Source organism: Campylobacter porcelli, from assembly GCF_002139855.1.
Taxonomy (GTDB): Bacteria; Campylobacterota; Campylobacteria; order Campylobacterales; family Campylobacteraceae; genus Campylobacter; species Campylobacter porcelli.
Genome location: NZ_CP018789.1, coordinates 1,483,419 through 1,502,792 on the forward strand (window position 1 = coordinate 1,483,419; position 19,374 = coordinate 1,502,792).

Annotated in this window: 20 protein-coding genes; 8 read left to right on the top strand and 12 right to left on the bottom strand. The window is 34.3% G+C overall.

The window, feature by feature from the left end; genetic code table 11:
* Positions 1 to 769: 769 nt before the first annotated feature.
* Positions 770 to 1,273, top strand: a complete 504-nt coding sequence (locus CSUIS_RS07535) for a hypothetical protein (protein WP_086298339.1) — start codon at positions 770 to 772, stop codon at positions 1,271 to 1,273.
* Here CSUIS_RS07535 and CSUIS_RS07540 read toward each other — a convergent pair.
* From CSUIS_RS07540 to CSUIS_RS07550, 3 genes are read right to left on the bottom strand one after another with little or no spacing between them, the layout of a single operon-like run.
* Positions 1,266 to 2,558: an ANL family adenylate-forming protein gene (locus CSUIS_RS07540; protein ID WP_086237311.1), complete on the bottom strand. Its 1,293-nt coding sequence runs from the start codon at positions 2,556 to 2,558 to the stop codon at positions 1,266 to 1,268. The genes CSUIS_RS07535 and CSUIS_RS07540 overlap by 8 nt on opposite strands.
* Positions 2,552 to 3,247, bottom strand: coding sequence for an SDR family NAD(P)-dependent oxidoreductase (locus tag CSUIS_RS07545; protein WP_086298341.1), 696 nt, complete (start codon positions 3,245 to 3,247; stop codon positions 2,552 to 2,554). The genes CSUIS_RS07540 and CSUIS_RS07545 overlap by 7 nt, the downstream gene beginning before the upstream one ends.
* Entirely contained in the window at positions 3,240 to 3,515 is a 276-nt protein-coding gene (locus CSUIS_RS07550; protein ID WP_086298343.1) for a hypothetical protein, read from the bottom strand. Before CSUIS_RS07550 ends, CSUIS_RS07545 begins: the two co-directional genes overlap by 8 nt.
* Positions 3,516 to 3,623: 108 nt before the next feature.
* Between CSUIS_RS07550 and CSUIS_RS07555 the strand changes: the two genes are divergently transcribed.
* Positions 3,624 to 4,484, top strand: coding sequence for a nucleoside-diphosphate sugar epimerase/dehydratase (locus CSUIS_RS07555; RefSeq protein WP_086237309.1), 861 nt, complete (start codon positions 3,624 to 3,626; stop codon positions 4,482 to 4,484).
* Here the strand turns inward: CSUIS_RS07555 and CSUIS_RS07560 are convergent.
* Both CSUIS_RS07560 and CSUIS_RS07565 read right to left on the bottom strand, forming a co-directional pair.
* Positions 4,474 to 5,112, bottom strand: a complete 639-nt coding sequence (locus CSUIS_RS07560) for a class I SAM-dependent methyltransferase (RefSeq protein ID WP_192940183.1) — start codon at positions 5,110 to 5,112, stop codon at positions 4,474 to 4,476. The genes CSUIS_RS07555 and CSUIS_RS07560 overlap by 11 nt on opposite strands.
* Positions 5,109 to 5,465: a diacylglycerol kinase gene (locus CSUIS_RS07565; protein WP_086298348.1), complete on the bottom strand. Its 357-nt coding sequence runs from the start codon at positions 5,463 to 5,465 to the stop codon at positions 5,109 to 5,111. Before CSUIS_RS07565 ends, CSUIS_RS07560 begins: the two co-directional genes overlap by 4 nt.
* A 472-nt stretch (positions 5,466 to 5,937) precedes the next feature.
* On the opposite strand from CSUIS_RS07565, the gene CSUIS_RS07570 reads away from it, so the two are divergent.
* Positions 5,938 to 6,555 (top strand): zeta toxin family protein, encoded by a 618-nt coding sequence (locus CSUIS_RS07570; RefSeq protein WP_086237306.1) that lies wholly within the window; start codon positions 5,938 to 5,940, stop codon positions 6,553 to 6,555.
* Positions 6,556 to 7,814: 1,259 nt separating this feature from the next.
* Here CSUIS_RS07570 and CSUIS_RS07575 read toward each other — a convergent pair.
* From CSUIS_RS07575 to CSUIS_RS07590, 4 genes are all read right to left on the bottom strand, one after another.
* Complete coding sequence (locus tag CSUIS_RS07575) at positions 7,815 to 9,614, bottom strand: PhoX family protein (RefSeq protein WP_086298350.1); 1,800 nt, start codon at positions 9,612 to 9,614, stop codon at positions 7,815 to 7,817.
* 85 nt (positions 9,615 to 9,699) lie between these two features.
* The gene (locus tag CSUIS_RS07580) at positions 9,700 to 10,494 is read right to left on the bottom strand and encodes a WbqC family protein (protein WP_086298622.1); all 795 of its coding nucleotides are present in this window, start codon (positions 10,492 to 10,494) and stop codon (positions 9,700 to 9,702) included.
* 11 nt (positions 10,495 to 10,505) lie between these two features.
* Entirely contained in the window at positions 10,506 to 11,177 is a 672-nt protein-coding gene (locus tag CSUIS_RS07585) for a methyltransferase domain-containing protein (protein ID WP_086298352.1), read from the bottom strand.
* 9 nt (positions 11,178 to 11,186) lie between these two features.
* Entirely contained in the window at positions 11,187 to 11,858 is a 672-nt protein-coding gene (locus CSUIS_RS07590) for a class I SAM-dependent methyltransferase (protein WP_086293214.1), read from the bottom strand.
* Between the two features lie 144 nt (positions 11,859 to 12,002).
* Between CSUIS_RS07590 and bioD the strand changes: the two genes are divergently transcribed.
* Entirely contained in the window at positions 12,003 to 12,680 is a 678-nt protein-coding gene (bioD, locus tag CSUIS_RS07595) for a dethiobiotin synthase (protein WP_086298355.1), read from the top strand.
* Between the two features lie 9 nt (positions 12,681 to 12,689).
* The gene (bioA, locus tag CSUIS_RS07600) at positions 12,690 to 14,045 is read left to right on the top strand and encodes an adenosylmethionine--8-amino-7-oxononanoate transaminase (RefSeq protein WP_202819629.1); all 1,356 of its coding nucleotides are present in this window, start codon (positions 12,690 to 12,692) and stop codon (positions 14,043 to 14,045) included.
* On the opposite strand, the gene CSUIS_RS07605 is transcribed toward bioA, so the two are convergent.
* Genes CSUIS_RS07605 through CSUIS_RS07615 form a run of 3 tightly spaced genes read right to left on the bottom strand, consistent with a single transcriptional unit; the run spans position 14,042 to position 16,404 of the window.
* Positions 14,042 to 14,722, bottom strand: a complete 681-nt coding sequence (locus CSUIS_RS07605) for a methyltransferase domain-containing protein (RefSeq protein ID WP_086298357.1) — start codon at positions 14,720 to 14,722, stop codon at positions 14,042 to 14,044. The two genes, bioA and CSUIS_RS07605, sit on opposite strands and share 4 nt — an antisense overlap.
* The gene (locus tag CSUIS_RS07610; RefSeq protein ID WP_086298359.1) at positions 14,712 to 15,326 is read right to left on the bottom strand and encodes a pimeloyl-ACP methyl esterase BioG family protein; all 615 of its coding nucleotides are present in this window, start codon (positions 15,324 to 15,326) and stop codon (positions 14,712 to 14,714) included. The genes CSUIS_RS07605 and CSUIS_RS07610 overlap by 11 nt, the downstream gene beginning before the upstream one ends.
* Complete coding sequence (locus CSUIS_RS07615; RefSeq protein WP_086298361.1) at positions 15,307 to 16,404, bottom strand: aminotransferase class I/II-fold pyridoxal phosphate-dependent enzyme; 1,098 nt, start codon at positions 16,402 to 16,404, stop codon at positions 15,307 to 15,309. The genes CSUIS_RS07610 and CSUIS_RS07615 overlap by 20 nt, the downstream gene beginning before the upstream one ends.
* A 179-nt stretch (positions 16,405 to 16,583) precedes the next feature.
* Between CSUIS_RS07615 and CSUIS_RS07620 the strand changes: the two genes are divergently transcribed.
* The 3 genes from CSUIS_RS07620 (at position 16,584) to CSUIS_RS07630 (ending at position 19,351) form a co-directional block, all read left to right on the top strand.
* On the top strand, positions 16,584 to 17,969 hold the full coding sequence (locus tag CSUIS_RS07620) for a cation:dicarboxylate symporter family transporter (RefSeq protein ID WP_086293223.1): 1,386 nt from the start codon (positions 16,584 to 16,586) through the stop codon (positions 17,967 to 17,969).
* Positions 17,970 to 18,202: 233 nt separating this feature from the next.
* Entirely contained in the window at positions 18,203 to 18,418 is a 216-nt protein-coding gene (locus CSUIS_RS07625; RefSeq protein WP_086298363.1) for a hypothetical protein, read from the top strand.
* A gap of 6 nt (positions 18,419 to 18,424) precedes the next feature.
* A complete protein-coding gene (locus CSUIS_RS07630; protein ID WP_236860781.1) occupies positions 18,425 to 19,351 on the top strand; it encodes a hypothetical protein in 927 nt (308 codons plus the stop codon).
* Positions 19,352 to 19,374 lie beyond the last annotated feature (23 nt).

Below are 19,374 nucleotides of genomic sequence, written 5' to 3' on the forward strand. Positions count from 1 at the left end.
GGGGGATGCTTTTTTGGCAGTCGCTACCCCTTCCCCCTTAACAACCCCCAACCCCTTGAAAAAGCCTTCTAATGGGTGGCTTACGCCACGGATTTTGGTTTTTATTCCAAATTTTCGCCGTAAAACAACTATTTAGGTTATTTTACTTTTGCGAAAATTTTATAAAATAAAAATGCCAAACTGGGAAGGGGTTGGGATTTTTAAGGGATAGGGGAAATTATTTTTACCTACTTTTAACGCACGAACAAAGTCCGTGCTAAAGTAGCAAACACTAAAGTCCCCATAAATGGGGTACCCCACTTGTGGGGCTTCAGGTGGGTCAAGGGAGCGGAGCTACCTTGTCGCAAAGCTGGGCTTAGCTCAGCTGCGAAGTTAAAAATTTTAAGTGGGAAGGGGGACGCTTTTTGGCAGATGAGTGGCGCAATAGTCAAACGATACTAACTATCGTTTGATGGCACTACGAAACATAAGAGCGGAGCTACCTTGCCCTTCCCCCTTAACTTACACTCCAAATTTTCGCCAAAAACTCCTTCGAGTTTTTTGTTGCGAAAATTTTGAAAAAGCCTTTCAAGGTTGCTGAGCTTTCGCTCAGATTTAACAAAACAAATTTGAACCAAATAGGGTTACCCTACGAAGTAGGGACTTTAGGTGGGTCAAGGGAGCGTAGCTCCCTGTCGCAAACGACGACTTGTTGCCGTGCGAAGTAAAAACAGCCATAAAACATATCTTTAATGCTATAATACTCTTTTACAAAATTTTAAGGTGCGGTATGAAATTTGTATTTAAAGATTATAAGCTACTAAGCCCAAGTGAGAGCTTGGAGATTTTAAGCATTAGAAATAGCAAGGCAATTAGAGATATTAGCTTAGATGGCGGTATAATCGACATACAAACTCATAAAAATTGGATTTTAAATTTACCAAATAATTCATATTTTGCGATGATTTTTAATGATGAGATTGTGGGTGGGGTTAATTTTTATAATGGTTTTTGGGGGATTTTTTATAAAAGTGGCGTAGAGCCTTTAGTTAAATCAGCCTTTGCTTATCTATTTTTATCAAAAATTTTAAAAGATAGCGATCTTATCTACTCTAAGATTAAATTAAACAATCAAAACGCCCTAAGATTTAATCAATTTTTTGGCTTTGAGATAGTCAAAAGCAATGAGATCTACACTTTGGAGTTAAAAAAATCCAAATTTAACTCATTAAATAACAAGCTAATTAATAGGGTAAAATCTCTAGCAGATAGTAGCAAGGTGGAGTTTATCTAAGTTTTCTATCTTTTTTAAAGCGGTTTGTAAAGGTAATTTCATCTACGATATTTATCTTAACTGGGATTTTATACCGCTCCAATCTAGCCTTACAATGCGATTTTATCAGCTCTTTGGCATTTGATTTAGCTAGATCGCACACTACATCGCACGCCACCATCTGACCTAAAATCTCACACGGCAAAGCATATACCAAAGCATCTTTTATCTCATCTAGCTCTAAAATACAGCTCTCAACCTCGCTAGCTAGAAGTTTCTTGCCACCTACATTTATAATCTCCTTGCTTCTGCCTATGATTTTTAAAAATCCATCGCCATCTTGCTTAACTAAATCCCCACTATCAAACCACTGGTTATCACTATCTAAATTCATATAGCCTAAAAACATAGTTTTTGACTTTAAAAATAGCCTTCCATCTTTGATCTTATACTCATCTGGCTTTAGCTTAAAGTATGTTGATATTGATGATTTAGAAGTGGTGGGTAAAATCCCGCTCTCACTCGTGCCAAAGGTCTGGATAAATTTAACCTTTTTAAATATATTTTTAAGTCTAATTAGTATATTTTCGTCCATTCTCTCTGTGCCGTAGGTGATGAGCCTAAGGGAGCTTAAATCATAATTTTCATACTCCTTAGTCATTAAAAGCAAATTTAAAAAACTAGGCGTAGTAGGTAGGATATGGGCTTTGTATTTTGATATTAAATAGCATATATTTTTAGGCGAAAAATCACTGGCTATAATGAGCGTTGAGCCGCTTAATAAGCCACTTAGCAAGGTATTTATCCCGCCGATATGGTCAAATAGCAAAAATAGAATAATCCTTAATGAATTTGCCCTTTTATCTGCGAAATTTTTTACCATATTATCTAGATTGTGAATTATAGCTTTTGGCTTATTTAGGGTTCCGCTAGAAAAGATTATTAAGCCACTTTGGTTATTTAGCTCTTTGATTTTATCGTGCTTTGGTGGATTTAGGCTTTTTATATTGATTTGGCTTTTTATCTCTATTAGTTTGTTTGCGTTTGAGCTTTGTAGATACTCATCTAAATTTGGGCTATCTGGTAGTAGTGCTACTATATTTTTATTTAGATAAAGTGCGATAAACATAGCGATACTCTCAAAGCTATAAATAGCCCTTAACGCCACTATATCGCCATTTGAAAGCTCATCTTTGATTAGTGATTTATAAAGATTAATCCTATCTATAAGGTGTTGATATGAGTGTTCTTTGCCTTTGTCTATTATGGCGATTTTATCTTGATTTGATTTTAGGGCTTTTAGCATACTCCACCTAGATATATGGTTTGGGCTGTTATAAATCTGCTTTTATCACTGATTAAGAAATCAACCCCATTTTTAATATCTTCAAATTCGCAATAATCTTTTATTATCAGTTTAGATAGCAAGCTATCTAATTTATCTTTTGGTAAGGCTTTTATAAGATTGGTTTTAGTAGGGCTAACTCCTAGAGCGTTTATCCTGATACCATAATATCCAAATTCCTTAGCGCTGATTTGAGTAAATTTTTCTATGGCTGATTTCATACTAGCATAGACTGCTTCACCCTCTAAACTAAGCGGAGAGGCGATGCTAGAGATATTTACTATACTTCCTTTGCGATTTTTCATCATAATTTTAGCCACCTCTTTGGTAAATAAAAATGTAGTCCTAAAATTAACTCTATATATCTCATCTACCAAATCCAAATTTGTAGTGGCGATATGGTTTAGGGTGGTTGTGCCGATATTATTAATCAAAATATCTACTTTAAATTTACGCCCAATCTCTCTAATCATATCAATTACAGATTTCTCATCATTAGCATCTAATGTGTAATGATGGTAATTAGTGTGATTGATATTTGGGGTATTTCTAGAGCAGCCTATGATGGTATGACCCTCATCTAGATACAATCTAGCAAGAGCATTGCCGATGCCTTTGCTCGTGCCTGTGATGATAAAAACTCTACTCATTTAAAGACTTTTGGATATATCTAGATAGTGAGTTGATATTTATAAATGGCGAAGTTTTTTGGCTCATTGCTTTTTTATCAGATAGGCTAATGTTTTTGCCAAATTTATCATATATCGCCTCTTCAAGCTCCACAACTAGCTCAAGCAGCCCAATACTATCAAATAAAGCATTAGATCTGCCAAAAATATATGAATTTTCATCTACAATAGCATCTTTTTTGATGGTTTTAATCGTTTGAATTATCAAATTTTTAATCTCTATTTGCACGCCAACCCCCCCCCCATATTTGTAAAAATATGCAAAAATTAGTATTAAATTGTATTAAATTTAACCTTTACATATGTTAAAATATATAAAAATAAAAAAGGTTTATATATGAAAAATATAGTTATTTTTGGCACTGGAGCAGCCGGTAGAGCCATACATAGAGCGGTTAATGATAGGGATAATATAGTAGCTTTTATAGATAATAACAAGCAAAAGCAAGGCAGTAAATATATGGATATTCCTATTTATAGCGTTGATGAGATTGTAAAATTGGAATTTGATTATATCTATATAGGTGGGATCTGGGTCGATGAGATGGAGGCTCAGCTTGTAAATTTAGGTCTAAAAGACAAAATCAAGCTTATAGAGGATAGGGATATCTCATTTTCAACCCCTGATAGAGAGCGTTTGACTGATGAGGTTATGCGAATTTTAGATGGGTATTTTAATCAGATTAATATGGATTATTTCATTTGTAACTCTGGGCTTATATCTATATTGCGTAGCAAGGCTTTAAGCGTAGTTAGCGATGTGGATTTATATGTGTTAAAATACAGCGATCTAGAGTATTTAGCTAGGAATTTGCCTGATTTATTAGGTAGTAAGTATCAAGTAAATTTGCGTTATATCCAAGATGATGGCTTAAATCTTAAGGCTGGAGATATAAAGCGAATTACAATTACAAATAGCGATGGGGTGGTTATCGATATTGGATTATTTGATAACTATGGTAAATTCAAGGTTTGCGACTATGATGATGGGAGGTTTTTTTACTTTCCTAATGAGATTTTTGATGGTGGGCTAAAACGCTTAAATTATAAGGATTTTAGCCTAAGCGTGTTAAAAAACTACCACCAATATCTATGCTTTATGTATGGGGATAACTATATAGAAGTCCCAAAAAGATTTAGCTCAAATGACTATTTGAATTTAAAAACCAAATCCGAGCTAGATAGCCTTAATATCTAGCCACTACCCTTACGCAGACGCAACTTTCATCTTTGATGGGGGCAAATTTACTGCTCTCATCAATATAAACTATCTCAAAACCGCTATTTATCAAAGTTTGCCTTAACTCATCAAGCTCTATAAATCTACGATAATGATTATCAAATATAAATGCGTTTTTGCCCACATTCTTACCTAGGCCAAATTTCCCATCGTTTACGCTTCTTGCTTCTATGGCTAAAATTCCATCGCTTTTAAGCAGATTTTTGACATTTTGTATAAAGCCACTTTGGCTACTATCATCTATAGCATGAAGTGTAAATCTACTATAGCAAATATCAAATTTATCGCTAATATCCAAAGAATTGGTAAAATCCCCGCAAATCCATCTGATATTTTTATCCCTATTTTTTAAGCTATTAATGGCGATATTTGAGCTATCAATGGCGGTTACGCTTAGATTATTCTTAGCAAAATAGAGGCTATCTCTACCATTACCACAGCCAAATTCGATTAAATTTACAACGCTTTTATTTTTTATATAATTTTCATAGATGAAATTAGCAAAAAGCGTAGGCGTGGCAATATCTTTGTGTTCGTTTTTATAAAATTCATTCCAATATAGATTATCTCTAATCACATCTATCACCAAAATATATTAAATAGCACCACAGCCCAGACCATCACAGCTAAGCAAATAGAGATAAACACAGCCGCACTACCGCAGTCTTTAGCCACTTTGGCTAGTGGGTGAAAATCCGGACTAACAAGATCCACACACGCCTCAACAGCGCTATTTAAGCACTCCATCGCAAGGATAAACAATAGGCTCACCCCAAGGATAATCATCTGCATATAACTAACTGGCAAAAACCAAATAGCAATAAACAAAGGCAAAATTATAACCACCTCAATGCGAAATGACTTCTCACTACGCCACATAGCTTTTAAGCCGCTTAATGCGTAAATTGCATTATTGTAAAAGTGATATTTTGGTTTCATCGCTCTCCTTTTTAGTCGATTAGGGTGAATTTATCAATGTTGTAATTATATCTTTTTATTATTTAAATCATCTTTGAATATATAAGATATTAAATCTGAGCGAAAGCTCAGCAACCTTAGAAGGCTTTTTCAAAATTTTTAAATTCTTTTCTTTAAGGGACAGGGGAAACTACAATTTGAAAGCCAAAACAGTTTCCCCTATCCCTTAAAAATCCCAACCCCTTCCCAGTTTGGCATTTTTATTTTTACTCCAAATTTTCGCCAAAAACTCCTTCGAGTTTTTTGTTGCGAAAATTTTGCAAAAGCCTTTCAAGGGGTGGCTTACGCCACGGATTTTATAATAAGATTTTTTAAATTTTTAGAAAATTTAAATATCAAATAAACTTTTTTCCTTTTTTAATCTTTAAAGATTAAATTATGTAAAATAAGAATATAATAAAACGCAAAAGCTTGATATAAAAGGTTTTACTATATGGATAATATAAACAATACTAAACAACTATATATTTTTGCTGGAGTGAATGGAAGTGGCAAAAGCACATTTTATATTAATCAACTTTTAAAAAATGATTTTTATGGCTATAGGGTAAATAGCGATGAGTTAGCAAAAGAATTAGGCAATTACGAAAGTCCATATATACAAAATAAAGCAGGTAAATTGGCTATTGCTATGAGAAATAAATTTTTAAATAGCGGTGCTAGTTTTAATCTTGAGACTACACTTAGTGGAAAAGGAATTGTCAAATTTATAAAATTAGCCAAAAACAAAGGTTATAATATCACACTTTTTTATATAGGTTTAAAAAGCGTTGAAATATCTAAAAAAAGAGTAGCAATCAGAGTAAGCAAAGGCGGACATAATATCGATAATACAACTTTAGAAAGGAGATTTGGACAAAGTTTTGATAACCTAAAAGAGATACTTGGGGTATGTGATAAAATCTATTTTTATGATAATAGCAGTGAAATTCTAGATGACAAAGAGCAAACCCTATCAAATGCCAAATTAGTAGCATTTAAGCAAAATGGAGAATTTTCTATTATAAAAGATAGCTATGCTAATAAAATCATCGCTCAATACTATTTTTAACTTCGCAGTGGAGCAAAGCCCCACTTTGCGACCAAAGTTTAGCACTTTGGAAACGCACTAAAGTTATCTATCCGACAAATGCGGATGAAATTATGGTTTAACTTCGCCGCACGAGCTAAGCCCAGCTTAAGGGCAAGGAGCTACGCTCCCTTGACCCACCTCTTGTGCTTTGCACTCTCTTTGAGAAAGTCCCTACTTCGCAGGGTAACCCTATTTTAACTTCACGACAAATTTATAAAATAAAAATGCCAAACTGGGAAGGGGTTGGGATCTTAAGGGATAGGGGAAATTATTTTTAACTTCGCAGGTCAGCAAAACCAGCGAATGCGACCCCGAAGGGGTGGTTTCTGTAAAACCGACCTTTGCGACAAAATTTTCGCAAAAGCAAAATAACCTAAATGGTTGTTTTACGGCGAAAATTTGGAATGTAACCCTTGACCCACCTAAAGCCCCACAAGTGGGGTACCCCATTTATAGGGACTTTAGTATTTGCTACTTTAGCACGGACTTTGGTTTTTATTCCAAATTTTCGCCAAAAACTCCTTCGAGTTTTTTGTTGCGAAAATTTTGTGCGTTAAAAGTAGGTAAAAATAGTTTCCCCTGTCCCTTAAAGAAAAAAAATTAAAACTTTGCTAACAAAGAAATTCTTTTTATTTTTAAGTGGGAAGGGGGACGCTTTTTGGCAGACGCTACCCCTTCCCCCTTAACAACCCCTATCCCCTTGTAAAAGCCTTCTAATGTTGCTGAGCTACGCTCAGGTTTAATATGGCTTTTTATAAAATAAAAATGCCAAACTGGGAAGGGGTTGGGATTTTTAAGGGATAGGGGAAACTGTTTTGGCTTTCAAATTATAGTTTCCCCTGTCCCTTAAAGAAAATTTTCGCAACAAAAAACTCGAAGGAGTTTTTGGCGAAAATTTGGAATAGCAAAGAATTCTTTTCTTTTTAAGTGGGAAGGGGAACGCTTTTTGGCAGTTGAGTGGTGCAATAGTCAAACGATACTAACTATCGTTTGACGGCACTACGAAACATAAGAGCGAAGCTACCTTGCCCTTCCCCCTTAAAATTATTTTAACTTCGCACGGCAACAAGTCGCCGTTTGCGACAAGGAGCTACGCTCCCTTGACCCACCTAAAGTTATCCATCCGACAAATGCGGATGAAATTATAGTTTTACTTCGCAGGTCAGCAAAACCAGCGAATGCGACCCCGAAGGGGTGGTTTCTGTAAAGCCGACCTTCACTACAAAATTAAATATTATCTATGAGCCGATTACTCCGCCATCTTTTTTGCGTATTTGGACTATTGTGCTGCGTGGAGTGGAACTTTTGCCATTTGGGTAGTGGCTATTTGCTAGATTTTCTCCTGGGTGCTGGATACCTACAAACATAGTTGTATAATCACTATTAAAGGCAATTCCAGTAATCTCACAAGCGATTGGACCAGTTAGAAATCTTCTTACTTGCGCTGTGATAGGATCAGCACATAGCATTTGGTTATTTCCCATCCCTTCGTAATCATCTTTATTAGAGTATTTACCATCAGTTTGTATCCAAAGTCTGCCAAATTTATCAAATTTCAATCCATCTGGGCTATTAAACATATTTTCTACATTTATATTGCTCGTTCCTTTTCTTAAATCATTTGGATATTTAAGCGGATTTCCAGCAAGTAAAAATATATCCCATCTAAAGCTTATGCTTGTGTGATCGCCTTTAGGGTGCCATCTGATGATATGGCCGTAGATATTTTTATTTCTTGGGTTTGATGCGTTTGTTTGGGTGCGTTTGGTGTTATTAGTAAGTGTAGCGTAGATATATTTACCATTAGGATCAGCAGCTATCCACTCTGGTCTATCCATAGGAGTAGCGCCAACTACACTAGCAGCCAATCTAGCATGGATTAATACATCTCCTTGATTATAAAAGCCATTTGTCTCATCTAAACCATTTTTGCCATACTCTAAGGCTACCCACTCTCCTACCCCTTCAAAATCCTTTGTATCTATAAATTTAGCTGCGTATAGGGTGCCTTCGTTTAGAATATCCCTATTTGGCTTATTTGGGTTGTATTTAGCCTTGCTAACAAATTTATATATAAACTCATTAGCCTCATCATCTCCCATATATACCACGATTTTACCATCTTTGGCTATTACTACTTCAGCATTTTCGTGCTTAAATCTCCCTAAGGCGGTGCGTTTGATTGGTGTGGAATTTGGATTATATGGGTCGATTTCTACTACCCAGCCAAAGCGATTTGGCTCATTTTCGTTTTTAGCTATATCAAATCTCTCATCTAATTTCCACTCATAATTCTCGCCTTTGATACTAAGCCCGTAGCGTTTTTGCGATGGATTAAATGCGTAATTCTCATCGCTTGAGCCAAAGAAATCATCAAAATTCTCCTCACAAGTAAGATATGTCCCCCAAGGAGTCTTGCCACTAGCACAGTTATTAATCGTTCCAAGCACCCTTACTCCACTCTTATCGGCTCTTGTTTTTAATAGCTTATGACCTCTAGCCGGACCTTGTATATCTATAGGTGTCCCAGCTGTGATTTTGCGATTATATGGTGAGTCTAGCACAACGCTAAAAAACCCATCTTGGTTTTTAGCTATCTCAAATATACTCACACCCATTGAGTTTTGCTCGTAATAAACATCATCTAAGCTCATATTTTTACCTTGATGGTTAAACATTATTTCTGGATTTATATACTCATTATTCACAGCTAAAATCGCACGATTTTCATCTATATCAAACCACGCCATACCATCAGTATTATCTCCAAAAGTTAGCTTGGCATTTTCAACTGCGTTTTTATCAATTATCTTATTTTCATCAAATGGCGTTGCCTTGCTAAATAGCGGATCTGCCCAGCTAATGAGCTTTCTAACCTCATATCCATCTGGGACGATTACCTTATCTTGAGTGCTAGGTGGGACTTGCTTAAAGCCAATTAAAGGCTTATTTACATTAGCACTAATACCACTAGGCATAAATATCCCAGCATAAGCTAGCGCACCGCAAGTTGCTTGTAAAAAATCTCTTCTTTGCATTTAAAACTCCATTAATAAATTGTGATGGAATTATAAAATTAGCTTGTAAAATTTCTATGTTATTTTGGTTAAAAATATGTAAAATTTAGTAATTAATAAAATTAAATTTATCTAGCAAGATTGGTATGTGGTTTTGAGCTTTAATCACACTAGGATTAGGTAGATTGGCTCTACCCCCCCCCATATTATTTGAATTTTGCTCTAAGATTATTTTATTAAAGCTCTCTTTTGGGTTGGTTTCATTAAACAAAAAGTCAATAATACCTAAATATGGTATGAAATTTTTACCTTTTTGATTATATGCTGGGTGGGTGAAATTTAGATACTCTATATCGATTTTACTATTTGCGAAAATGTCCATTGAGTGCTTGGTTTGTAAGTAGCTTTTAGATCCTTGTGATGACAGGTATGAAGCTGCTTTTAAATCTTGGCAAATTCTAAGTAGTAGCTCCTCTCTTTTTGCGTTACTTTGAGATAGCTGGCTGGATTTGTAAATCGGCGTTTTAATATCCAAATCTTGCATAAATTTGGTTATTAGGCTTATATTTAAATCTGCTAGGCTCTCACACTGCATAATTGCACTGCTTAAAATTTGAAAATAATAATCAAAATTTACACTCTTTTTATAAGCGTGGTATATGGTGTTTAATATTTTTTTACGCCATTTATCTTCAGATAAAAGCTTTATATCGCTTATTTTGGTGGTTTGGGCGGTTTTTTGAGTGGATAGGGATATGGTAAATTCCCTATCATTTAGCTTAATTTTGTTTCTACTTTGCCAACTTCGTCTCTCAAATTGCACACTATCTAAAAATACAAATTTATCAACGCTATTTATCATATAAAAATAGCCCAACCAAGGCAAAAAGGTAGGCTGCATAATGGCTATTTTCAAGATATTTTCCCATAAATTACAATATCGCTATCATTTATTATATGATTATTTTTCATCAAATTTTGGTTTTCGTAAGTTAAAAGTTTGAAATCTTTTAAATTTAGTTTTTCTTGTAAAATTTGGATTAATTCATGCTCTTGATATAGAGTATTGATAGCACCTGGTTCGCCTGTAATATCATAATCATCAGCCATCTTAAAGCAGTTTGGCTCTATCATCTTGCCTACACCATATCTAAAGTCCCTAATGCTCCTTGTCCTAAGGAAAAAAATAGCATCTTTTTTATACATTTTATGCTCTTTTAAAAGTTCAAGTAGCCTTAAAAAATCAGCCCTTACAAAGTAATTTACAACATTTGGTATAAGCAAAATATCAGCATTTATACCACTATTTTTAGGTATAAAATCAAACATATCACTAGCAAAAAATGAGTAGTTTTTATACCCAAAGATATTTGCGAAATTATAGTTGGCATCTTCGATTTTTTGCGGATTTATATCTACACCTATACACTCATTATCATATGAAGCAAACAAGCTAAGATTATTACCATTGCTACAAGCTAGTTCTAATACCTTTTGATTTGTCAAATTATGCAAACCATTTTTAAAGAAAAATGGTATCATAGCACTATCTGGAAATTTCAAACCACTTAAATTTTTATACATATTTCTCTCCTAATTGATTTTTCCATAAATTATTATATCACTATCTTTGATATATACTCCGCTTTTTACATTTAAATTTTCGCTTGTAATAAGTGTAAAATCTCTTAAATTTAATTTTGATTTTAAGATTTCTACTAGTTCATACTCTTTATAGCAACTACAAATTATCCCCTTTTCGCCGCTATACTCATCGCCACTAAGGATAAATACCCCATCATCAATCTGCTCTCCAAGACCATATCTATGATCTTTTATACTTCTTGCTCTTATGAAAAAGTCGCTATTTGGCTCTATTAATTCATTTTTAATTATATTATCTAAAAGGGTTATAAAATCGGATTTTGTGATATAGTTTATCACATTTGGTATTAGTAAAACACCAGCTTTTAACCCTTTAGCACTCTTACAAAACTCCCTCATATCTTGATTAATAAATTTAAATTTATCAAATCCATATACATTAGTAAAATTAAAATTAGCATTTTCTACATTTTGCAAATTAAGCTCAACTCCGATAACTTCATAATCATAACTAGCAAAAACAGATAGATTATTACCATTATTACAGCCTAGTTCTAGGACTTTTTGGGGATTTGTGTTTAGATGATTTTTGAAAAAATAGCGTATAAGCTCAGCATCTGGATATTTAAAGCCTTTTAAATTTGAAATATAACCACTCATTAATCACTCGATAAGATAAAAATAGTTAGCAATTATAATAAATTTAAAATAATCATAGATAAATAGAGTTATTTTGGTTAAAAATATGTAAAATTTAGCCTTAAAATCTTAAAATACAAATTTACAATATCTAAGGAAAATAAGATGAGTAAAAAGATATTTATTACTGGGACTAGCACTGATGTAGGCAAGAGCTATATAAGTGCGTTGGTAGTTAAAAAAATGCGTGAATTTGGACTAAATGTCGGCTATTTCAAGCCAGTTTCAAGCGGAAATTTAGCAGATGATGAGATAATCCCGCTTGATGTAAAATTCGTGCGTGATTTTGCTAAGATTGAGCTAAATTACTCTCAAATGAGTGCTTATAATTTTATCAAGCCCTATTCTCCGCATTTATCAGCTAAAAATGAGAATAAAAGCGTAAATATGGACACAATCATATCTAAGCTTAATAATCTAGATGAAATTTGCGATTTTATGGTGGTTGAAGGGGCTGGTGGAGTGATATGTCCGCTTAGATATGATGATGAGAAGATAATGCTACTTGATCTGATAAAAGCTCTAAATTTAAGCGTTATAATAGTCGCAGACGCAGCCCTTGGAGCGATCAATCAAACTGGGCTAACTAGCTTTTATCTAAGGCAAAATGGCGTTGATATAAAGGGTGTGGTATTAAATAATTTTGATGAGAATTGCCCCATTTGCGTAGATAATAAAAAGATGATAAATGAGCTATTTGGTCTAAAAATTTTATCTTGTGTAAAAAGAGATGAGCTAAGCTTAGATATAAGCAAAGATGAGATTTTAAATATTTTTAATTAAGGATAAAATATGCTTTTGGATATAGCAAAGATGGATTTAGAGCTAATATGGCATCCGTGTTCGCAAATGTATGATTATAAGGAGCTACCGCCAATTGTGATAAAGCGTGGCAAGGGGGTTAAAATTTATGATGAAAATGATAAAGAGTATATCGATATAATCAGCTCTTGGTGGTGTAATCTACTAGGGCATTCAAATGAGTATATAAATAGTGCTATTAAAAATCAGCTTGATGAGATTGAGCATGTGATATTTGCCAATTTCACGCACGAAGGGGCTGTGAGATTAGCTAGTAGATTAAAGCAAATTTTACCGCCTAAACTAAGCAAATTTAACTTTTCCGATAATGGTAGCTCAGCTGTAGAGAGTGCGCTTAAGATGGCGTTTCAGTATCAGCACCAAGTAGGCAATACGCATAAGAATAAATTTATTTGCTTAAGTGGTGCTTATCACGGCGAGACTATCGGAGCGTTGAGCGTTGGGGCGCTTGATTTGTATGCTAAAATTTATGAGCCAATGCTCTTAAAAGCCATCCGCATAAAAGCCCCTGATATGTATAGAAGTGAATTTGAAGGTGATAGCGATGAGATCGCTATGAAATATTTCAAGCGGTATGTTGTGCCAGTTTTTGAACAACACGGCAAAGAGAGCGTGGCTTTGATAGTTGAGCCTATACTTCAAGCCGCAGCTGGAATGAAGATATATCCGCCTTTATATCTTAAGAAGCTAAGGCAAATTTGCGATGAGTATGAGGTGCTACTAATAGCTGATGAGATCGCTACTGGATTTGGTCGGACTGGGCGGATGTTTGCTTGTGAGCATGCGGATATTAGCCCTGATATTATGACACTTTCAAAGGGGCTAACTGGCGGATATATGCCAATGTCTATTACGGCTACTACTAATGAAATTTATGACGCTTTTTACGCACCATATTCGCAAGGCAAGGCGTTTATGCACTCTCATACATATAGTGGTAATCCGCTTGGGTGCGCTGCGGCAAATGCGGTTTTGGATATATTTGAGAGTCAAAATATATTAAGCCAAGCTCAAAATAACGCAATCTATCTAAAAAATGAGATAAACTCCGCTCTAAGCTCACATAAAAATGTAGGTCAAATTCGCTCCATCGGGCTAATAAATGCAATTGAGCTAGTGGAGCAAAAAGATGGTAAAAAGGCGTTTAACCCAGCCTTAAGAACCGGATATCAAATTTATAAAAAGGCTTTAAAAAATGGTCTTATACTAAGGCCGCTTGGCGATGTGATATACTTCAATCCGCCGCTAAATATCCAAAAAGATGAGATGAATGAAGCGATACAAAGATGCGTAAAAAGCATAGATGAGGTACTTGGGGGATTTTAGTTTTTTAAGATTAAAATAGCAAATTTATAACTTAGGCTAAAATCATTCTTAAAGTGCGAATTTAAGGCCTCAAAACTGCTTTTTGTAAGCTTAAATTCGCCCTTTATATTATTTACACCAGTATGTTTAAGATGGGTTAAAAGCTCTTTTAAATTGCTAAATTTAAGCTTGATTTGGCTCTCTTGTGCGTTTAAAATTTCAAAATTTTTGCTAAAAATTGCTCTTAGCTGGGCTAGATTTTTATACTCTAAGCTCTGATTTGTAAAGCTTGAAAGCTCCTTAAGTGTGCCATCTATAAATGTGCTAAAGGCTAAAATCCCGCCATTTTTTAAGCTAAATTTTAGGCTATAGCTTAAATTGTCAAGCTCATTTATCCATTGAAAAACTGAGCTTGAGATGATTAAATCTTGTTTATTTTTAATTTTTAACTGCGTAATATCGCCTATTTGAGTGCTAAATTTACTCATAAATTCACTCTCATAAAGGTCATTTAAAATCAAATTTTTACACTCTAACTGGCTTAAAATCAGCCTTGTCAAAACCCCGCTTCCAGCACCAATCTCATAAATATCATCGTAATTTTGCCTATAATTTTTAAGGCTATTTATCAAAATATCCGCAGCGTAAATTTGCGGTTTTGCGTAAATATCATAGAATTTAGCACCCTTAAATCTCAACTATCTCTCCAAAGCTTTTAAAGTTAAAAAATGCAAAATGTGGAGCATTTATAATCTTAGCTTTATCCTTAAAATATGCTAAAACCGCACTATTATCAAAGATCAAATCACGCTTACTAACATAAGCTCTGTTCCATAAAATATGGTTTTGGCAAGGTAAAATAGCATTTTTATAAAGATTTATAAGCTCGATTTTAGCGTTTTGATTAAATGTAAAATCTTGAAATTTTTGCTCATTAATGCCTAAAAAACAGAGTTTTTTAAAGCTTTCAAAATCAAACTCGCTTATACTTTTATAAAAAATATCTTTTTTAATCCCATACTTCTCATCTATACCAAAAGGGGTGCCATTTATGGCGATTGCGACCTTTAAGGGGGTGTTTTGTAGCGCCAAATTCGCAGCCCAAACGCCCATAGACCAAGAGATTAAATATATATCTTTATTAGCTAAAATCTCCCCATCAAACCTTAAATCGCTATAATCACTAACCACCAAAAGCCCATAATCTCCAAGCTCTAAGTGGCTAATGCTACTTTTATCAAAGCCATAACCTAAGAATAATACAATGAGTTTTTTAGAATCTTTAATGAGATCGATTTTCATCTAAAAGCCTTTTTAAATTCGCTAAATCACCACATTCCAAATCCGCTCTTAAGCTAATTCTAAGCCTTGCCTTGCCCTTTGGGACTGTAGGTGGGCGGATAGCTGGGACGAAGCAGCCAAGCTCATTTAAGGCATTTGATAGCTCTAAAGCCTTAGCATTTTCCCCAACCACAAAAGGACAGATATGGGTTGAATTAAGATTTAGAAAATTTATCAAATTTGCTAGATTTTCACGCCGTTTTGAGTGGTCTTTGGCTAGGATAAAATTACTCCACGCTACATTTATAGGCGGTATAGAGGTAGAATATATCAAGCTTCTAGCGCTATTTATAAATATATCTTTAAATTCCCCACTGCTTAAAATCACAGCCCCGCTACTTCCTACAGCCTTACTAAGCGTAACAAGGATAAAGTCAATATCACAACCCATATCGCCGCAAATTCCAAGCTCACTTAAAGCAAAAAACGAGTGAGCCTCATCGATATACAGCATTACATTATCATAACGCCTTTTTAATGATAGCATAAACTCTATATCAGCCCTATCCCCATCCATGCTAAAAATAGCTTCGCTTAGGATTATAATGCGTTTAACATTGCCTTGATTTTGCTTAATTAAACTCTCTAAGGCTTCATTATCATTATGGGCGTAGCGTTTGAAATTCGCATTTGCTAGCTTTAATGCATCAATCATACTTGCGTGTATTAATTTATCAGCTAAAAATAGAGTATCACTATCATTTAACGCACTGATACAGCTCAAATTCGCACAATATCCAGAGTTGAAAATTAACGCACTTTTTTTAAATTTACTCTCAAACCAACTCTCCAAACGCTCAAATTCATCACTTGAAGTATAGACTAGCCTACTAGCCCCAGAGCCAAAATACCAATCCCTATTAAGGCAAATTTTTAAAAATTCATCTCTTAAGGCTACACTACTTGCTATGCCTAAATAGTCATTACTACCTAAATTTAGCAGATTTTTGCCATTTAAATTTAGAAATTTTGAGCTTATCTTAGAGCGCTTTAACTCTCTAAAATTATCATCTTGCTTTGCTTTTTGTATATCAAACATTATAAACTCGCTTAATCTATTATAAAATTTAGCATTATATCAAAAAATAAAATTAAAAATAAAACAACATTTCAAAAACACCTAAACCAAAAATCTAAGATTATTTAAAATTCCACTTGGTTTTCTTAAAAATTTAAGATTTATTGTGATAAAATTTATTATTTTTTTAAGGTTTTAGTATGCTTGGAGTATTAAAAAATCTCGCATTTTGGGTTGTTTTAGCAATAATACTTGGTATTTTTGTAGGTTATACTTTTCCGCAAATTGGAATTGATAGTAAATTTGGAATTGACTATTTTATAATGATTTTAAAGTGGATGGTAGGACCCATTATCTTTCTTACCATTATTTCAGGCATTGTAGGCTTAGAGAGTCTAAGAGATCTTGGTAGCATAGGCTTAAAGGGCTTTATCTACTTTGAAGTAGTTAGCACGATAGCCTTAGCTGTGGGTATTTTTGGCTCATTGCTCTTAGCACCTGGGGTGGGAATGCATCTAGATCCTAGCTCCTTTGATGCTAGTAGCGTGGATAAATTCTCTGGAGCTTCTAAAGATGTAGGCTCGATCTGGTCGATACTAGCTGGTGCGGTGCCAAAAACTCCGCTTTTGCCTTATGATGATTTAAACACACTTAGCGGATTTGGCTTTGTGCTAGGTATGCTTAAAAATGCTCTTTTAGCCCTAAGTGTCGTTATCACGCCCTTTATCAAAGCTAACACAATTCAAGTGCTTTTTATGGCTTTGTTTTTGGCAATTGTGTTAAGCTTTACCCCAAAGAAAATCAAAGATCTTTTCATAAATCCCATTGAAAAGGCTCAAAACTGGGTGCTAAAAGCTCTTAGTATCTTTATGTGGCTAAGCCCCTTAGCGGCGTATTGTGCGATGGCGTATCTTATCGGTAAATTTGGTATTGAGAGTTTGATAGGTATGCTAAGTCTGCTTGGGACTATGCTAGTGTCGTGTTTGTTTTTTATTTTTGTGGTGCTTGGCGTGATTTGCTACACTGCTAAGGTAAATATATTTAAATTTATGCGATTTATTGCTAAAGAGGTGCTAGTTGTCTTTGCTACTAGCTCAAGCGAAGTTGCCCTAGCTCCGCTTATGAAAAAGCTTGAAAGTGCTGGAATTCATAAAGGTTGCGTAGGTGTAATTACCCCTTTTGGCTACTCTTTTAACCTAGATTGTACAAATATTTATCTCTCAGCTTGTGTTATATTTTTGGCTCAAGCTTTTGATATAGAGCTTAGTTTTTCACATTTGCTTAGTATTTTACTAATTTTGATGGTTACAAGCAAGGGTGCCGTAGGAGTAACTGGCTCAGGATTTGTGGTGCTTGCTGGGACGCTTGGCTCTATGCATGATGTCATACCTGTGGTGGCTGTAACGGTGCTACTTGGGGTGGATAAGTTTATGAGCGAGATGCGTGCGGTGGGGAATTTATGCGGTAACGCAGTGGCTTGTCTAATCGTAGGAATTTGGGATAAAAAAATCGATAGGCAAAAATTTAACTACGCTATAAACCACCCTGATGAGTTTGACTTTGAAAAACTTAAAGCAAAAGCTTAAATTTTTTATCTATTAAGCTCTCAAGTATATAGCAAATGAAACACTATAATCTGTTTTAAAGTAGTTTATAAGAAAATTTCTGCGATAAAATAGCCAAATTTATTAATTTAAAATAAATTTTGTGTAAAATAGTAACACTTGATTAAAAAATTGTAACAAATATTACAAAAATCATTTAATAATTTTGATTTTTTGCTATAATAAAACAAACTTAATAATAATAAAGAGAAAATATGAAAAAATTGCTTTTTTCATCAGTTTTAGTCGCCACTTTGGCTAGTTCTGCTTTTGCTGGTTATTATATAGATAGGTATGGCAATATACGATATCAGTTAGACATTCACACCGCAATTTCAAATAATAAAAACGCAAATACCAATCCACAAACAGATCATCAAAGCATCTATTCAAATGCTTTTTGTGCGCGGATAGGTTGTTTAGGCCTTTAGATTATGGTGCAACTTAAAGATATTAATTTTATTGGCTATGGAGACATAGCCTCTAATAATATTTTCTCAGCGGTAAAACAAAATCAAAATGAGCGTAGTCAAAATGAATTAGAAAGTCTTGATAAAAACATAGATAGCCTTACCAACACTAGCATTAAGGTTAATTTCAATGAAAGCACTTTTAAAAATCAAGTCTATTTCAAAGATGAAACAAGTGGGGAATTTATAAAAATTGGACTTAGCGATGAAAATTTAGCAAAACTCCAAAGAGTATTTGGGAAACAAGATTTCTTTACTAAAAGCGATGGTTCGCAAATACTTAGTGGCAAGGCTGAAAGCTTTGTGGCTGGGTGGTTTGGCGATATAGCTTACAAGCGTGGATATGCTAGTAGCGATGTTAATGGCGATGGATACCTAAGCCAAGATGAATTAGCAAATACAAACTCTGGTTTTACAGCACATGGAATGTATTATATAGGCTTAAAAGTTGCCGTGACAGACAGCACAGAAACCTATATGAAATATAGTAGTGATTTTCAAGCCAAACATAAAACAATGAGTTCTGCTGGAAAATACGCAAGTGATAGCATAGAAAAGGAGCTAAACAAAACAATACAAAATGATAAAAATAGTGATGGTTCTTTAACCTATGGGGAGCTTATGGATAAAAGCGAATCTGAGCAAGATGTAACAGATGTAATAAATTATATGTTAAAATATGGTCTTACCGAGCCAGTTGAATTAGGCGAAGACTTACTAGCTAAAGCTCTTTTACAACAATTTATGGGCGGAGTAAGCTCACTAAATGCTGAGCAAAAAGAAATTTTAGCAAAAGCAGGACTTCTAATGGATGAAAATACGCAAGATTTAAGCTCTGTGATAAAAAATATAGAAGCAAATATAGAAAATTCAAAGATAGATTTCAAAGTATAATTTAACTACGCTATAAACCACCT

Coding starts and splice junctions, on each gene's coding strand:
- CSUIS_RS07575 (WP_086298350.1), bottom strand. CDS start 9,614: ATGCAAAGAAGAGATTTTTTACAAGCAACTTGCGGTGCGCTAGCTTAT.
- bioD (WP_086298355.1), top strand. CDS start 12,003: ATGAGTAAAAAGATATTTATTACTGGGACTAGCACTGATGTAGGCAAG.
- CSUIS_RS07590 (WP_086293214.1), bottom strand. CDS start 11,858: ATGAGTGGTTATATTTCAAATTTAAAAGGCTTTAAATATCCAGATGCT.
- CSUIS_RS07610 (WP_086298359.1), bottom strand. CDS start 15,326: ATGAAAATCGATCTCATTAAAGATTCTAAAAAACTCATTGTATTATTC.
- CSUIS_RS07620 (WP_086293223.1), top strand. CDS start 16,584: ATGCTTGGAGTATTAAAAAATCTCGCATTTTGGGTTGTTTTAGCAATA.
- CSUIS_RS07615 (WP_086298361.1), bottom strand. CDS start 16,404: ATGTTTGATATACAAAAAGCAAAGCAAGATGATAATTTTAGAGAGTTA.
- CSUIS_RS07540 (WP_086237311.1), bottom strand. CDS start 2,558: ATGCTAAAAGCCCTAAAATCAAATCAAGATAAAATCGCCATAATAGAC.
- CSUIS_RS07580 (WP_086298622.1), bottom strand. CDS start 10,494: ATGCAGCCTACCTTTTTGCCTTGGTTGGGCTATTTTTATATGATAAAT.
- CSUIS_RS07570 (WP_086237306.1), top strand. CDS start 5,938: ATGGATAATATAAACAATACTAAACAACTATATATTTTTGCTGGAGTG.
- bioA (WP_202819629.1), top strand. CDS start 12,690: ATGCTTTTGGATATAGCAAAGATGGATTTAGAGCTAATATGGCATCCG.
- CSUIS_RS07625 (WP_086298363.1), top strand. CDS start 18,203: ATGAAAAAATTGCTTTTTTCATCAGTTTTAGTCGCCACTTTGGCTAGT.
- CSUIS_RS07555 (WP_086237309.1), top strand. CDS start 3,624: ATGAAAAATATAGTTATTTTTGGCACTGGAGCAGCCGGTAGAGCCATA.
- CSUIS_RS07585 (WP_086298352.1), bottom strand. CDS start 11,177: ATGTATAAAAATTTAAGTGGTTTGAAATTTCCAGATAGTGCTATGATA.
- CSUIS_RS07565 (WP_086298348.1), bottom strand. CDS start 5,465: ATGAAACCAAAATATCACTTTTACAATAATGCAATTTACGCATTAAGC.
- CSUIS_RS07535 (WP_086298339.1), top strand. CDS start 770: ATGAAATTTGTATTTAAAGATTATAAGCTACTAAGCCCAAGTGAGAGC.
- CSUIS_RS07545 (WP_086298341.1), bottom strand. CDS start 3,247: ATGAGTAGAGTTTTTATCATCACAGGCACGAGCAAAGGCATCGGCAAT.